Annotated in this window: 16 protein-coding genes; 10 read left to right on the top strand and 6 right to left on the bottom strand. The window is 36.7% G+C overall.

Annotation, left to right across the window (positions count from 1 at the left end; genetic code table 11):
* Positions 1 to 199 precede the first annotated feature (199 nt).
* On the top strand, positions 200 to 859 hold the full coding sequence (rpe, locus tag NDQ75_RS15715) for a ribulose-phosphate 3-epimerase (protein WP_202029751.1): 660 nt from the start codon (positions 200 to 202) through the stop codon (positions 857 to 859).
* Positions 859 to 1,833 carry a YpdA family putative bacillithiol disulfide reductase gene (locus NDQ75_RS15710; RefSeq protein ID WP_202029750.1) on the top strand — a complete coding sequence of 325 codons (975 nt, stop codon included), beginning with the start codon at positions 859 to 861 and terminating at the stop codon, positions 1,831 to 1,833. Before rpe ends, NDQ75_RS15710 begins: the two co-directional genes overlap by 1 nt.
* On the opposite strand, the gene NDQ75_RS15705 is transcribed toward NDQ75_RS15710, so the two are convergent.
* Positions 1,830 to 2,636: a zinc-dependent peptidase gene (locus tag NDQ75_RS15705; protein WP_202029749.1), complete on the bottom strand. Its 807-nt coding sequence runs from the start codon at positions 2,634 to 2,636 to the stop codon at positions 1,830 to 1,832. The two genes, NDQ75_RS15710 and NDQ75_RS15705, sit on opposite strands and share 4 nt — an antisense overlap.
* A 155-nt stretch (positions 2,637 to 2,791) precedes the next feature.
* On the opposite strand from NDQ75_RS15705, the gene NDQ75_RS15700 reads away from it, so the two are divergent.
* A complete protein-coding gene (locus NDQ75_RS15700; protein WP_202029748.1) occupies positions 2,792 to 3,376 on the top strand; it encodes an ImmA/IrrE family metallo-endopeptidase in 585 nt (194 codons plus the stop codon).
* On the opposite strand, the gene NDQ75_RS15695 is transcribed toward NDQ75_RS15700, so the two are convergent.
* The 4 genes from NDQ75_RS15695 to xerD form a co-directional block, all read right to left on the bottom strand.
* Complete coding sequence (locus tag NDQ75_RS15695; RefSeq protein ID WP_202029747.1) at positions 3,373 to 4,902, bottom strand: GH3 family domain-containing protein; 1,530 nt, start codon at positions 4,900 to 4,902, stop codon at positions 3,373 to 3,375. The two genes, NDQ75_RS15700 and NDQ75_RS15695, sit on opposite strands and share 4 nt — an antisense overlap.
* Before the next feature lie 88 nt (positions 4,903 to 4,990).
* On the bottom strand, positions 4,991 to 6,544 hold the full coding sequence (locus NDQ75_RS15690) for a beta-N-acetylhexosaminidase (protein ID WP_202029746.1): 1,554 nt from the start codon (positions 6,542 to 6,544) through the stop codon (positions 4,991 to 4,993).
* 127 nt (positions 6,545 to 6,671) lie between these two features.
* Positions 6,672 to 7,619, bottom strand: coding sequence for an aldo/keto reductase (locus NDQ75_RS15685; protein ID WP_202029745.1), 948 nt, complete (start codon positions 7,617 to 7,619; stop codon positions 6,672 to 6,674).
* Between the two features lie 75 nt (positions 7,620 to 7,694).
* Entirely contained in the window at positions 7,695 to 8,597 is a 903-nt protein-coding gene (gene xerD, locus NDQ75_RS15680; protein ID WP_202029744.1) for a site-specific tyrosine recombinase XerD, read from the bottom strand.
* 128 nt (positions 8,598 to 8,725) lie between these two features.
* Here xerD and NDQ75_RS15675 point away from each other — a divergent pair, with 128 nt between their 5' ends.
* The 4 genes from NDQ75_RS15675 (at position 8,726) to NDQ75_RS15660 (ending at position 11,335) form a co-directional block, all read left to right on the top strand.
* Complete coding sequence (locus NDQ75_RS15675) at positions 8,726 to 9,319, top strand: porin family protein (protein WP_202029743.1); 594 nt, start codon at positions 8,726 to 8,728, stop codon at positions 9,317 to 9,319.
* A 142-nt stretch (positions 9,320 to 9,461) separates the two neighbouring features.
* Entirely contained in the window at positions 9,462 to 9,980 is a 519-nt protein-coding gene (locus NDQ75_RS15670; protein ID WP_202029742.1) for a hypothetical protein, read from the top strand.
* A gap of 84 nt (positions 9,981 to 10,064) precedes the next feature.
* Positions 10,065 to 10,478 (top strand): type II 3-dehydroquinate dehydratase, encoded by a 414-nt coding sequence (gene aroQ, locus NDQ75_RS15665; protein ID WP_202029741.1) that lies wholly within the window; start codon positions 10,065 to 10,067, stop codon positions 10,476 to 10,478.
* Between the two features lie 128 nt (positions 10,479 to 10,606).
* Positions 10,607 to 11,335: a Dph6-related ATP pyrophosphatase gene (locus tag NDQ75_RS15660; RefSeq protein ID WP_202029740.1), complete on the top strand. Its 729-nt coding sequence runs from the start codon at positions 10,607 to 10,609 to the stop codon at positions 11,333 to 11,335.
* Positions 11,336 to 11,480: 145 nt separating this feature from the next.
* Here NDQ75_RS15660 and lpdA read toward each other — a convergent pair whose 3' ends face one another.
* Positions 11,481 to 12,872 carry a dihydrolipoyl dehydrogenase gene (gene lpdA, locus NDQ75_RS15655; protein ID WP_202029739.1) on the bottom strand — a complete coding sequence of 464 codons (1,392 nt, stop codon included), beginning with the start codon at positions 12,870 to 12,872 and terminating at the stop codon, positions 11,481 to 11,483.
* Between the two features lie 238 nt (positions 12,873 to 13,110).
* Here lpdA and NDQ75_RS15650 point away from each other — a divergent pair, with 238 nt between their 5' ends.
* From NDQ75_RS15650 to NDQ75_RS15640, 3 genes are all read left to right on the top strand, one after another.
* Positions 13,111 to 14,637 (top strand): carboxypeptidase-like regulatory domain-containing protein, encoded by a 1,527-nt coding sequence (locus NDQ75_RS15650; RefSeq protein WP_202029738.1) that lies wholly within the window; start codon positions 13,111 to 13,113, stop codon positions 14,635 to 14,637.
* A gap of 88 nt (positions 14,638 to 14,725) precedes the next feature.
* Positions 14,726 to 15,568, top strand: coding sequence for a VOC family protein (locus NDQ75_RS15645; RefSeq protein WP_202029737.1), 843 nt, complete (start codon positions 14,726 to 14,728; stop codon positions 15,566 to 15,568).
* Positions 15,569 to 15,579: 11 nt separating this feature from the next.
* Positions 15,580 to 15,759, top strand: a complete 180-nt coding sequence (locus NDQ75_RS15640) for a hypothetical protein (RefSeq protein WP_202029736.1) — start codon at positions 15,580 to 15,582, stop codon at positions 15,757 to 15,759.
* Positions 15,760 to 15,768 lie beyond the last annotated feature (9 nt).

The following is a 15,768-nucleotide window of genomic DNA, read 5'->3' as shown; positions in this document are numbered from 1 at the left end:
TTTCTTACTTGTTGCGGTTTATTGGTTTTTTACAACCCATCTTCATTTCGTTATAAAGCTGTTAACCATACCCAAGAACCATTATTCTAAAAATTATTTCCCGTATTTTTGTTATACCAAATATTAATTGATATTCCAGTAATATTGATGAGTAAATGGTATTAGCAACGGAAAATAGTTACGTAACAAATACAGTGTAATGAACAAAAAATTAATTGCACCTTCTTTACTGGCGGCAGACTTTGCCAATTTGCAACGGGATATAGAAATGGTTAACAACAGTGAGGCCGATTGGTTTCATTTGGATGTGATGGACGGTGAGTTTGTACCAAATATTTCTTTTGGGATGCCCGTAATTAAAGCGATTTCCAAACATGCTACCAAAATGTTGGACACCCATTTAATGATTGTAAATCCAGATAGGTACATTCAGGATTTTGCCGATTTAGGGGTAGATTACCTTACTGTACATTTTGAAGCTTGCACACATTTACACCGAACCATTCAAGCCATAAAAGCTACTGGTATGAAGGCTGGCGTAGCATTAAACCCCCATACAAGTGCTCGGGTTTTGGAAGAAGTAATAAACGAGTTGGATTTGGTGTTAATTATGAGTGTGAATCCAGGTTTTGGCGGACAATCTTTCATTGAAAACACGTATAAAAAAATCGCTCAACTTAAAGAAATGATTCTAGCAAATAACGCTAACACACTTATAGAAATTGATGGTGGTGTTAATGACGAAAATGCCAAAAAACTAACGGATGCCGGTGCCGACATCCTCGTTGCCGGGAGCTTTATTTTCAATAGTGATAATCCGAATCAGACTATTTCAGACCTGAAAAACAAAATTGCTTAATGACTGAAAAAGAACTTATTATAATTGGTGGTGGCCCCATCGGGATTGCCTGCGGACTGGAAGCAAAAAAAAGAGGTGTCGATTCCTTGATTATCGAAAAAGGGCCTATTGTAAACTCCCTTTTTAACTATCCTATGAACATGCAATTCTTTTCATCTTCTGAAAAACTGGAGATCGATGATATTCCGTTTATCAGCAAGGAAGCAAAACCCAAACGTAATGAAGCGCTGGAATACTACAGAAGAATTGTTACCTCCAACGACCTCAATATTAATTTATTTGAAAAAGTAACTTCAGTTAAAAAACAAGAAAACAACCGTTTTGTAATTGAAACTGATAAAGAAACGTACCAAGCTAATTTTGTAATCGTAGCTACCGGTTTTTACGATCTTCCAAACACCTTGGATGTGCCGGGGGAAAATCTGCCAAAAGTAGCGCATTACTATAAAGATCCTCATTTTTACTCCATGCAGAAGCTGGCCGTTGTAGGCGCAAGCAATTCGGCAGTGGATGCCGCTTTGGAATGCTACCGAAAAGGCGCCGACGTTACAATGATTGTTCGCGGACCGGAAATTGGACCAAGGGTAAAATACTGGGTAAAACCCGATATTGAAAACCGAATTAAAGAAGGCAGTGTAAAAGCTTTTTTCAATACCACTGTGAAAGAGTTTAAAGAAGATTGCATTGTTCTGAATACTTCCGAAGGTGAAAAAACCATCGAAAACGATTATGTTTTGGCATTGACAGGCTATAAACCTAATTTCCATTTCTTGGAAAAACTAGGCGTTCAATTATCCGAAGATGGGAAGTTTTATCCGCAATACAACGAGGACACTATGGAAACCAATGTTGAAAATCTATACTTGGCTGGCGTTATCTGTGGCGGTATGGATACCCATTTGTGGTTTATAGAAAATTCTAGGGTACATGCAAAAATGATTCTAGAAAATATTGAAAGTAAGCAGGTACATTAAACTATTGAAGTTTCAAAATTCATCATATTTTTTATAATGATGAATAGTTCCGGAAACTCCTTTTTAAACTCTACCGGCGTTTCAATGAAATGCTCTAAACACACCGCAAAGAATTCAAACTTATTGGCAAAGGCATAACCTCTCAAATATTTTGTATGCCGTATTTTATCAATATAAACATCTGTGTACAATAAATCGTCTATTTTTTTAATGCCGTGAGCAAATAAAATGGAACTAACATCATTGTAATGCTTAGAGGCAAAATAGAGCGCATGCGCAAATTCATGGACTCCCAAATTACTATTGTTGTTATTGTCGTTTAATCCAGCCTTAAAATCTTTCCAAGAAAATACAATGGTTTTTAATAGTGGATTAAACTCCCCCAAATGATATTTTTGGGTAATGGCAGAGAAATAGGCTTCTGGATATACTATAATTTTATTCACCGATTCAATAAGGTATCTACGCATGCCAAAAGAGAGCATCACCGCAATACTGGCGATCAATATTTTCTTCTCGCGGGTGCATTCAAAACCATCTAAACCTATAAAGGTTTTGCTGTTTATAAACATCACTACCCTGTGCCTAAAAACCCGCTGCTTATATTTGTTCAAATTATTGTAAAAAACGGAATGCCGTTTTATAATAGCAACATCTTCTTCCTCTAACTTCTTGAAATAAATATGATCGTAAACTATCAATGGCTTTCCATAAATTTTGGAATAGGCAAGATCTGTAAGGTTAAACCCCCAGTAGGTGAAGAGCAACACCACAGGAACTCCTAAAATAAATGGAACTATCATCTAATGAAAATACTACTTTTCTTGTTAAAAGAAAAGCCTTGTATTTAAATTAATCACTTGAAATTCAATAATTTTTAGTTTGCATTAGAGATTATTAAGAGAATTTTATCAATCCATATTAGAGTGTTAATAAGTATATTTTGTAGTTTGTAAGTATGGAAAAAACAAGCGAAACTTTTACCAACAAACGTATCCCGATATCCATAAGAAAAGAAGTTGAAACTGCGCTAAGCTATTTTCCCGATTTAAAAAATGTGCCCATTGAATTTAAATTTAAAGAGAAATTAGAGCGTTCTTTCATGCAAGCACAGCCAGAATTTTCAACGGTATTCAATAAACCTAAAAGAAGGCGCTATTATATTTTTATTAGTAGTAGTTTCAATATTGAAGGGGAAAAGTTTACGATAGATACGGTTCCTAAGGATGTGCTTATTGGGTGGATTGGCCATGAATTAGGACATATTATGGACTATTTGCACAGAGGAAGCTTAAACCTTATTTGGTTTGGCATAAAATATATATTTGTAGGAAAACATATTCGGGAAGCAGAACGCGCTGCCGATGTCTTTGCAGTAAACCACGGTATGGGCGATTACATTTTAGAAACCAAAAATTTTATTCTGAACCACACTAGTCTATCAGAAACCTATAAAAACCGTATTAAAAGACTTTACCTTTCCCCAGAAGACATTTTACAACTCACGCAAGAGTTAGCGCCCAGTGAAAAGATATCGTCTTAAGATGATTGTTGCTTTACAAAAGCTTCCCAATCTTTAAATTTTTCTTCGCCCATTACGCGTTCCATCTTAACTTGTCCGCCTTTCTTTTTATTCTGCTCGCTCCAAGAATGAAAAATAGCCGGTGCTATAATTTCTACTTTTACTCCTTTTAAGGCTTTAGATCTTGCCACTTTGTAATTTTTGTTAGCGTCCTTCAGCGCTTCATCCAACGAATTTGCCAAGTCTTCCTTATCGATGTCTTGCTGTGGAGAACCTATATACCATTTGTGGTAATAATCACCGTCTATTTTTGTAGCTGCGATGGTAAACTCCGGGATTTCCATATCATATTTTTCTTCCATTGCTTGGATGGCGTCATTCATTTTGTTTACCGAAAGTTGGGAACCAACTACATTCAAGAAAAACTTAGTACGACCCGTAATTATGATTTCATGACGCTCAACATCCGTAAATTTAATGGTATCTCCTATTAAATATCGCCAAGCCCCGGAAACCGTTGAAATGAGCAACACATATTCAACATCTTCCTCAACCTCAGCAATCGGAATTGTGGGGGCATCATCAGTTATAGAACCATCTTGATTAATGTATTCAGGCTTAAATGGTACGAACTCAAAATAAATACCATTATCCAAAACTAGCTTCATGGCTTCGGTTTCAGGACGCGCTTGATAGGCCAAAAATCCTTCGGAAGCCAAATACGTATCTATCACCGTAATAGGATGGGCAAGCAATGCATTAAAACTCTTTTTATACGGTCCGAAAGCCACCCCACCAGAAGTGTAAACTTGTAAATTAGGCCAAACTTCATGGATATTTTGCACCCCGTGGTAATCAATTACCTTTTTAAGCATGAGCTCCATCCAGGAGGGAATACCACTTAACGCGCCTATATCCCATTCTTTAGCGTTCTCGGCAATTCTTTGTACACGCTCATCCCAATCGTCTATTTGGGAAATTTCTTCTCCTGGTTTATAATAACCACGAAACCAAAATGGAATGTTACTGGCACTTATCCCACTTATTTCACCTTCCAAATGACCGTCTTTTTCTTTTAGGTCGGTAGAGCTACCGAGCATCATGATTGTTTTTTCAAAAAAATCAGCGGGCAAGTCGAAGTTTGCCAAAGCACTTACTTGCTTTATACCCGTATTTCGTATCGCTTCGAGCATATCTTCCGTTACCGGAATTCTTTTGCTTGTTTTTCCTGTGGTGCCAGAACTCAATGCGTAATATTCTGGAGTGCCAGGCCATGAAACGTTTTCTTCACCTTCATGGAGATGTTTCCAGTAAGCATCGTTCATTTTATGATAGTCGAAATAAGGAACGCTTTGAGCAAATTGTTTTTCTAAATCTTCCGATTTTAAAATTTCTTCAAAAGCATAATCTTTACCAAACTTGGTCTCTTTCGCTTTTTCGAGAAGCTTCTTTAAGATTTCCCGTTGTGCTTCCGCCGCATTTACTTCCGAAGAAAAAGTATCTGCCAATTCAATAACTCCTTTTATTATAGACCCTAATACCGCCATTTGATTTTTTTGTTGAATTTAAAGTTTTAAGTTATTGAAACGTATTAAGAAAAAGATAAATTTAAGATCTCTTTTGCGTGTTTTTGTGTCATTTTTCATCTAAAACCTCTTCCGAATTATAGAAATTAACCCCTCTAACATCTAGAATTTCGAGGTGTTTTTTTAATCTTTTTTTGTAGGCTTCCCAGTTTCGGTCTTTTTTTGCAGACCAGCCTATTTCTGCATAGCCCATTAGCCGAGGAAAAACCATGTATTCAATAGCGGCCATGTCCTCAATAGTTTCTGTCCATAAAGGCGCTTCCACTCCTAGAATATCCTTTCGGGTTACACCTGTCAAAATTTCGTCGGGATTCCAGTTGTAACCAGTTTCTACGTCTATGTATCCCGCCCAATTAAGCCCGAGTTTAGTTAGGGAGTCATACTTCATATCCATATAAGCTTTTGTTGAAGGAGACATAATTAATTTTGCTCCTTTCTTTACTGCTTCAATGGCATTTTTCTCTTTTCCCCAGAATTGCACCAGCGTTTCGGACTTTAACGGGGCATGCTGAATTTCATCCCAACCAATCGGTGTTTTTCCATTTTCATAAACAATATCTTGTACTCTAGCTATAAACGAAATATAATCTTCTTCTTCTGTTGAAAGGGACTCGTCACCGCCAATGTGGATGTAAGGGCCTGGAGTAATGGCAGCCAGCTCACGAATAACATCCTCTACAAAAGTGTAAGTAACCTCTTTCTCTATACAAAACGAACTAAAGCCTACTTTTGTTCCCGTGTATAATTCAGGAGCTTTTCCATCGCAATTCAATTCTGGATAGGATGTCAAGGCAGCATTGGTGTGGCCTGGCATATCTATTTCTGGCACAACGGTAATAAATCTTTCTCGGGCATATTTCACAATTTCTCTGTAATCTTCTTGAGTATAAAAACCGCCTTCCCCACCGTCAACTTCTGTGCGGGCACCTATTTCTGTAAGCTTCGGCCATGACTTTATTTCAATTCGCCACCCCTGATCGTCCGTTAGATGAATGTGAAAATAGTTAAACTTATACGCAGCCAAATAGTCAATGTATTTTTTCACCTGTTCTACCGTGAAAAAATGGCGGGAAACATCCAACATACTCCCTCGGTAGGCATATTCTGGGAAATCATTTATGATTAACGCTGGCAACGACCATGAATTTAAAATTGAAGTGTCTTGTTTTTTCTTCGGAATTAATTGAAGTAACGTTTGAACGCCTCTAAAAATACCTTCAGAAGTACCCGCTTCTAAAAGTATTCGTTCCTTTTTGATGGTTAAGCGATAGGCTTCTCCCTTTATAGCATCTATCAGTTGAAAATGAATTCCTTCTGAAGCAGTATCAGAATTTATTTCAGAAGAAATTGCTAGTCCGGTATTGTTTCGAACTTCATTCTTGAAAAACTCCACGGAAAATTCCAAAGATTCATCGTTGTACAAAACGGCACTATTCTCGCTAAACGAAAACCCGTCCTCCGAAGAAATAACCGATTTAGGAACGGGAATTATATCTTTCTCGGTTAATTGAATACTATTTTGAGCGTTGCAAGAAAATATGGTTAACAACGAAAATACAAGAAACACATTTCTTGTTCGAGTTAGTAAGTAATGGTGATACATAATAGTTGGTCTTAAGCTTATAAAAATACAATATTTATTAAATGCTTAAAACCGACTACTCTGAGGGGTAAAAAAATATAGCAGACTTAAAAAGCCTGCTATAAATAATCTTTCAATCTATTGAATGCTATTCATCGTAAATATTGTGGTAAGGACTGCCTTCCATTTCGAAGAATTTTCCGTCCACATATCTGTAATGCTCATCGAGAGTTTTAAGTTCCGCCAACTCCTTATCGGTAAGTTCCACTTCGTAGCTTTCTATGTTCTCCTTGATTCGTTTCGGGTTGGTGGACTTTGGTATCACGGCGGTACCTCGACTTATATGCCATGCAATGAGCACTTGTGCCGGAGTACAATCGTGATTTTTCGCGATTTTTGTAACCACTTCATTCTCTAACATGTTTGGTTCATCCTCTTTCTTTAACCGCTGTGAACGGTCTCCTGAACCCAGTGGTGAATATCCTGTTAAGATGATGGAATTATTATCGCAAAATTCTAAAAGATCATCTTGCTGCAATAATGGGTGCAATTCTACCTGATTAACTTCCGGTTGTAAATTGGCATCAACCAAAAGATCCTTTAATTTTTCAATGCTGAAATTGGAAACTCCAATACTTCTTACCAATCCGTTTTCATGAGCTTCTTCCATTTTTTTCCAAGTCTCGATAATCGGTACTTCTTCCAATGATAAAAATTCGTCTGCCTTCGAGGGAAAATCTACATCTGCTTTAAAAGCCACAGGCCAATGGATGAGGTAAAGGTCTAGATAATCCAATTGTAAATCGGTAAGTGTTTTTTGTAAAGCTGGAATCACTTTGTCGCTTTCATGGGCGTTGTTCCAAAGTTTAGAAGTAACCCAAAGGTCTTCCCTTTTTACTAAACCTTGTGCAAAAGCTGTTTTTAAAGCCTCTCCAATTTCAGCCTCGTTGCCATAAACCGCCGCACAATCAATATGCCTGTATCCCGCTTTAATGGCTTCAATTACGGCCTCCCCTACTTTTCCGGGATCCGATTTCCATGTTCCTAAACCAATAGCTGGTAATTTTGTATCGTTTTTAAGTGTATAAAACTTCATAGTATTTGATTCTATTTTTTTCTGAAAGAACTATAAATTTCTAAATAAAAACAGAGAATCAACGATAACAAAAAGTTAAAAATCTTTTCGGGGGTGATGTTTGTCTATTACTTTGGCTAGGTCTTTTCGGTTTAAATGCATATAAACCTCTGTAGTAGTGATACTTTCGTGCCCCAACATTTGCTGAATGGCACGTAAATCAGCTCCATTTTGTAGTAAGTGAGTTGCAAAGGAATGCCGAAAGGTATGCGGACTAATATTTTTTTTGATTCCGGCATCGCGCGTTGCATTTTTTATAATGGTAAAAATCATGGCGCGGGTAAGGCTTTTTCCCCTTCGGTTTAAAAACACAAAATCTTCAAAGCCTTTTTCAATAGTTACATGTGATCTTATTTCTGAAATATAAGTATCAATATATTTAATGGTGGCAGCAGCAATAGGTACAAAACGCTGCTTATCCCCTTTTCCACTAACCTTTATAAAACCTTCCTCAAAAAAAATATCAGAAATTTTTAGATTGACCAATTCAGAAACCCTCAGTCCGCAACTGTACATGGTTTCCAGCATTGTTCTATTTCTTTCTCCTTCTGGTTTGCTCAAGTCTATAGTGGCAATGAGCCTGTCAATTTCTTCTACACTGAGCGTATCGGGTAGTTTCCTCCCTATTTTTGGCGACTCAATAAGTTCTGTGGGGTTGTCATTTCTGTAGTCTTCAAAAATAAGGTAATTAAAAAAACTCTTCAATCCGGAAATTAAGCGTGCTTGAGATCGTGGATTTATGGATTTTGCGCTTTCGTAAATAAAATCCTGAAGGACTTCCGAAGAAATTTCTACGGGGGAAATTGTTATTTGGTGAAGTTCCAAAAATGAAATTAATTTATGGATATCCAAACAATAATTAGTTACCGAATTTTTAGATAGTCCGCGTTCTATCTTAAGGTAACTCTCATAATCTTTTAAGGCTTGGCTCCACTTCATGTGGGTAAAATTAATAGAAATAATCCGAAGTGTTTTAGAAAAATTTGACAACCTTTTAACAAAGCGATAACATACGTTTGTAGTCTTTATCTGTAGTTTAGCGGAACAAATCTTAAAAAATATCAAATATGAAAAATTATTTTATTGCCATAATTGCCTTGGTAGCATTTTCATTTTCTACAAATGCACAGGACATTAGATTGGGTGCAAAAGGGGGATTTAACTTCGCGAATTTTATCGGTGACGATACCGATGACGCTGAAGTAAGAACCTCTTTTTTTGTAGGTGGACTTGCAGAATTCAAGTTTTCTGAAAAATTTGCCTTCCAACCTGAAATACTTTACTCATCTCAAGGTAGTGAAGGAGATTTTGGTGGAAATGATAATATTAAAGCCAAGTTAGGATACATAAACTTTCCTTTAATGGCAAAATTCTTTGTTGCTGATGGATTTAGTTTAGAAGCAGGACCACAGGTCGGTGTTTTAGTATCTAAAGAATGGGAAGCAGAAGGGGATGGAGCTTCTTTAGAAGTAGATCCTGATGATTTCTATAAAGATCTTGACTTCGGTCTAAATTTTGGTGTCTCTTATGAATTTACAAGTGGGCTTTTTCTGACAGGAAGATATAATTTAGGACTTTCCAACATAGTTGATGATGGCGACGATTTGAATATTGAACAAAAGAACGGTGTTTGGCAAGTAGGTGCTGGATTCTTCTTCTAGAAAATAGATAGAATATATTGAAAAGCGAGAGTTTAACAGCTCTCGCTTTTTTTATACCAAATTTTAATTTTAACACATCCTTAACAGATAGCATTTATTTACTATGTAAATTAGGGCTATTAACTTTATAATAATCGATACAATGAACAAAATTCTTATTACAATTATTTTACTTTTTGCTATCATCTTCAGTGCTAATTCCCAAACTAGCAATTCTGCATTAGCAAAAGGCAGTTTTCTAATTGAAGCCAATACAAATTTTGGTGCCGCTCATCGCTCAAACACTTCTATTAGTCTGTATTCAGAAGATGACAATTCTACTTGGAATATAGGTTTTGAAGGAGGATACTTCGTAATGAATGATTTGGCTCTTAAATTAGGATTAGGTTATGGAGATAGCAAGCAAAGCGATGGCCGTTTTTCCTACAAAATGGGTGCTAAATATTATATTTCATCTAAATTCCCTGTTCAAGCTGACTTTAACGGAAGTTTTGGCGACGATTATAGTCCGCTATTTTTAGGCTTACAAGGAGGTTATGCTTGGTTTGTTGCCAATAATGTAGCCATAGAACCCGGACTCCGTTACGATTTAGACCTTAACGATGATGCAGACAATCAGGCCGGAATTTCCTTGAATGTAGGTTTCTCATTGTACTTTTAAAAATACCGCTATACACAAAGACAAAAGAGGCCTCAGCCTCTTTTTTTATGCTTTATTTTTTACTTTTACTGAAAATAACACTTTATGAAGCTAATTATCATTAACGGACCTAACTTAAACCTTCTCGGAAAACGTGAACCTGAAATTTACGGCTCCCAAACCTTTGAAGATTATCTTGAAAAACTTCAGCAGAAATTTAAAAATGTTTCTATTGAATATTACCAATCTAACGTGGAAGGGGAAATTATAAACAAACTTCATGAAAAAGGGTTCGATTACGATGGTATTATTTTAAATGCTGGGGCTTATACACATACGTCCGTTGGCATTGGAGATGCAATAAAAGGTATTTCAACCCCTGTTGTTGAGGTTCATATTTCCAACACCTTTGGAAGGGAAGCATTTAGACATCAATCTTATATTTCCCCAAACGCTAAAGGAGTTATCCTAGGGTTTGGCATGCAAAGCTACGATTTGGCGGTGGAGAGTTTTATGTAATCGTCTTCACAGTGAAGTGTGGTAATCCCCCGTTAAAATAGTTATTCCCTGTTAGGTGACTGCCGCAGTCGTTCCTCCTTCGCAGAGACATCTACTCATTTTTCAATTTAAAGTAAACGAAAATCAACATGCCCAATAAAACATATTTCAACTGGAGCACTGGAAAAGACAGTGCTTTGGCTTTGTATAAAATACTGCAACAGTCAGCTTTTAATATAGACCTTTTGGTAACTACTGTAAATTCGGACCTTAATCGGGTTTCTATGCATGGTTTGAGAAACGATTTATTATACAAACAAGCCGAAAGCATTGGAATTCCGCTTAAAACAATTGAGCTATCAGGGGATGTATCAATGAAAACCTATGACAAGGTTATGAAAAATGCCATGAACGAATTAAAGCAAAAAGGCTTTACCCATACCGTTTTTGGGGATATTTTTTTGGAAGATTTAAAAACATACCGTGAGTCGAAATTACATGAAGTTGGTGTCGAACCAATATTTCCATTATGGAAATTGGACACCAAAGAATTGTTGAAAGAGTTTTTGGCTCTGGGTTTTAAGGCAATTACAGTGAGTGTAAATGCCAAGCTTTTAGATGAAACCTTTGTGGGAAGGGTTTTAGACCATCAGTTTTTGGAAGATTTACCTGAAAATGTAGACCCTTGCGGTGAAAACGGAGAGTTCCACACCTTTGTGTTCGACGGTCCAATCTTTAAGAATCCCGTAAATTATGAGATTGGGGAAAAAGTATTAAAGTCGTATTCCCCTTCAAAAAGTGAAGAAGATTCCTGTTTTCAGGATAAGGATACAGTTACATGGGATACTTCCTTTTGGTATTGCGATTTGCTAGCTTAAAAAAAATAGGCTGTCATGCTAAAATTTAAATATCTACCATATGGTAATCTTTTTTTTTAAACCTCAGAGCCTCTTTTCAGAAAAACAAAAAGCAGGATAATCTGTCTAGAACATCCTGCTTTCATATCTTTAAAAAAGAAGTTTTTTAAATATGTATCACCTCATCATAAGCGGCAGCAACGGCTTCCATTACTGCTTCACTCATTGTTGGGTGCGGGTGAACTGCTTTAAGCACTTCGTGTCCAGTAGTTTCTAGTTTTCTAGCAACCACCGCTTCTGCAATCATATCGGTTACACCTGCACCAATCATATGGCAGCCTAGCCATTCGCCGTATTTAGCATCAAAAATAACTTTTACAAAACCATCAGAATTTCCAGAAGCTTTTGCTTTACCACTTGCAGAGAACGGGAATTTACCTACTTTGATATCGTATCCTTTTTCTTTTGCCTGCTTTTCGGTTAAACCAACAGAAGCAACTTCAGGACTGCAATATGTACAACCTGGAATATTACCGTAATCCAACGCTTCTACATGCATTCCAGCAATTTTTTCAACGCACAGAATTCCTTCCGCAGAAGCAACGTGTGCCAAAGCCTGTCCAGGAGTTACGTCTCCAATTGCATAATATCCAGGAATGTTGGTTTGGTAATAATCGTTTACCAAGATTTTATCACGGTCGGTTGCAATTCCTACATCTTCCAAACCAATGTTCTCGATGTTCGTTTTAATCCCTACCGCAGAAAGAACGATGTCTGCTTCTAAAACTTCTTCGCCTTTTTTGGTTTTAATAGTGGCCTTAACGCCTTTTCCAGAGGTATCTACTTTAGTTACTTCTGCAGATGTTTTAATTTTCACTCCAGATTTTTTGAAGCTGCGTTCCAATTGCTTAGAAACTTCCTCATCTTCAACAGGAACAATATTTGGCAAGAATTCTACCACGGTAACTTCCGTACCCATTGAGTTATAAAAATAAGCAAACTCAATACCAATAGCTCCACTCCCAACAACAATCATTTTCTTAGGCTGCTCTGGCAAAGTCATTGCCTCGCGGTAACCAATTACCTTTTTACCGTCTTGCGGCAAACTTGGCAATTCACGGGAACGCGCACCAGTTGCAATAATAATGTGGTCGGCGCTGTATTCGGTAGTTTTACCGTCTTTATCTTTTACATCGATTTTCTTGCCTGATTTTAGCTTCCCAAAACCTTCAATAACATCAATTTTGTTTTTCTTCATTAAAAACTGAACGCCTTTGCTCATTCCTTCCGCCACACCGCGGCTTCTTTTAACAACGGCTTCAAAATCTTTATCTACTTCACTTACCTTTATCCCGTAATCGTCTGCATGCTTCAAATATTCAAATACTTGGGCCGATTTTAACAGTGCCTTCGTTGGAATACAACCCCAATTTAAACATACACCTCCAAGGTTTTCCTTTTCTACCACAGCCGTTTTTAAACCAAGCTGCGAGGCACGAATAGCGGTTACATATCCACCGGGTCCGCTCCCTAAAACGATTACGTCATATTTACTCATATCGTAGATTTTTTAATTATCTAAAATTTTGCGGATACGAAGTTAAGGAATAACTTTCTAAAGGGTAAATATTTTTGGTTTTTTGAATGCTTCATCACAAAGGAAGAAGAAGTTAGGACAGATGTAACATCAAGACTTTATGAGCTTGCAATGTTAAAAAATAATAAAAGTCATTTAATGAAACTATAAATTGTTATCAAATTAGTTTTGAATCGTTTATTTTAACAAAAAAATCTAAATGAAGCATCTATACCTTTCAATTCTATCCCTCTTCATTTTTACGGGAACCATTTTTTCACAAACAACTATTTCAGCAAAAATTATAGATTCCACCACCAACGAGCCTATTCCCTTTGCTACAATTTCCGTTAACGACAAAAGCGGCGTTATTAGTTCTGAATCCGGTGAATTTTCTTTGCATATTTCTTCGGAAGTTACAGCGTCGGATTCGCTTTTGATAAGCTGTCTCGGATATGAAGAAAAAAAGTTTGCCGCGCAAGATTTCAATCAAGAACTCATTCGCTTACAAACAAAAGATATTGAACTGGATGAAGTTGTCCTGCTCAATAAAAACTACACAGTGGATGAAATTATTGAGAAAGTAGAAGACAGCTTGGAAAAGAATTACGACCAGGACTTTATAAAACAAAAGATTTTCTACCGAAGTGCCGACCATACCACGATTTTAGACAATCACATTAAAATAAAAGAAAGTACCATCCCAGAAATAAATCAAGCGTTTACAGATAGTATCCTGCAAACCATCCCCCAAAACACCTCATATTACACGGAAATATTGGCAGATTTTTATGGACGGGTGAAGGAAGATGAACAAACCGTAAAATTGGACATAAAAAAAGCATCGGAGCTGTACGACAAAAACAATCAACTTTCTTTTTCTGCCATTGAAGATAAACTGCAAAAAATCATGCGGAAGCACGTTAAACGTGATTCGTATTTTAAAATTAAGTCGGGAATTATTGGTACAAAATCGGAAATCGATTCTTCTCTTTTTGAAGATGAAGCCTTGGATACTTTGGCAGAACAGCGAATGAAAAAAGAAGAAGAAAGAAAGAAAAACTTCTTAAGCTACAGAGCAGGCCAATTAAATTCTTTGCTGAAGGACAACTTTTTATATGAGGATTCTGATTTAAACTTTATCCATAAATCCAGAAAATACGATTTTGAATTGGACGGGCTACTTTACCTGCAGGAAGATTTAGTTTACAAGATAATCTTTCGTCCTTCCGGAGGTCCAGATTATAAAGGAGTTATGTATGTGAACGCTTACGATTTTGCCGTTATCCGGTTGGAATATGAAAATGTTAAACCTGTAAAGAAATTCAATCTTTTCGGAGTTTCATATTATGAATATTTACAAAAAGGAATTTTCTTATACACAAAAAACAACCGCGATAAATATGTTTTAAAATATCAAGAGGAAACCAAAGGTCAGAAAGTTGGGTTCGATCGTCCGTTTAAAATCATTGAAAAGAATAAGAACGTTAAGGGAAGAAGGAAACAGAATGAAGTTTCTACACATGTAGATCTTACGATACAGAATATTGAAAAATTTGAATTGGTGGTTTTTGAAAACGAAACTATTAATAAAGAAGATTATGAAGCTTTTACACCTGAAGCCGACGTGATGCCAGTTTATTTACCTAATTACAATCCCGAGTTTTGGAAAGGCTACAACATTATTCCTCCGAATGATGCCATTAAAGAATTCACCAGTCTACCGGAAGAGTCACAAAATGAATAATTTGCCACGGCAACTTCTTGAGAAAGTGATTACAAATACTTATTTTTTTTAATTAACTTTACTGTAAGTCATTTAAAATTAAGGCTATATGAAAAAATCAATTCTTGGGTTCTTTGCTTTTCTATTGGTAGTTCAAATTGGGCTTTCTAATGTAAATTCAAAATCCCCATTATTTAATAATCTTCAAGACTATGGCGGTGTCGTTTGGTATAATTTAGTCACCCCTGACATTTCATCTTCCAAAAAGTTTTATGCAAAGCTTTGCAAATGGACTTTTCAAGATTTCGTCGTTAAAGGTCAAAAATTGGCTATTATTTCCAACAATGGTCAGCCTATCGGCAGTATGATTGAAATTAAAAAGGCAGATTCCAGTGCTTGGATTGCCTCCGTTCAAACCGATAATATAGACGCTTCTATTAGCGATTTTGTTGCTAACGGCGGGCGTGTGATTATTGACAAATTCAAGATTAACCAAAGCGTAGGAGAGCAAGTTATTGTTGAAGGTCCGTTGGGCGAAAAACTTTCTTTTATTGAAACCATGCAACCTAAAATGAGTTTACTGGAAAATAAAGAAGGAAAATGGATTTGGCAAGAATTATGGTCCAGTGATCCTTCCATAAGCGAAAAATTTTATACAACGACATTAAATTTAACTGTAACTGAAACAGAAGACGACGGAAAACCTTATTGGATTTTTAAAAATGGGGACAAAAAAGTGGCCGGCTTAATGACGAATCCATTGACAGGTGCAAATCCGCAATGGGTACCTTACGTGAAAATAACCGATATTGACGGTGCTTACAACTTATTGCAGCAAACGGATGCCCATGTGTATTTAAAACCCACCCCGGAAGTGCGAAACGGAAACATTGTTGTTTTTCAGGATCCCTTGGGAGCTACTTTGTGTTTTGAAAATTTCGCAAATAACTAAAACCATAAAACATGAAAAACCTTATAAAAATATTAGCTAGTATCTTTGTTATAGTTTCCATTTACTCTTTAACTTCTTGTGCCAATGCGCACATTGCCAGTAGTGCAGGCGTAGATGTTGTTTGGGGCTCTCACGGACCGAGAGTGGTCCCTAGCATGAGTATTGGAGTTTATGGCGGTGGCCGAAGGTAATTTTACGCC

It is taken from the genome of Galbibacter mesophilus (genome assembly GCF_023721415.1).
In the GTDB taxonomy this organism is placed as follows: domain Bacteria; phylum Bacteroidota; class Bacteroidia; order Flavobacteriales; family Flavobacteriaceae; genus Galbibacter; species Galbibacter mesophilus.
The sequence above is the reverse complement of the archived record's forward strand: the minus strand, read 5'-3'. Positions and strand labels throughout refer to the sequence as shown.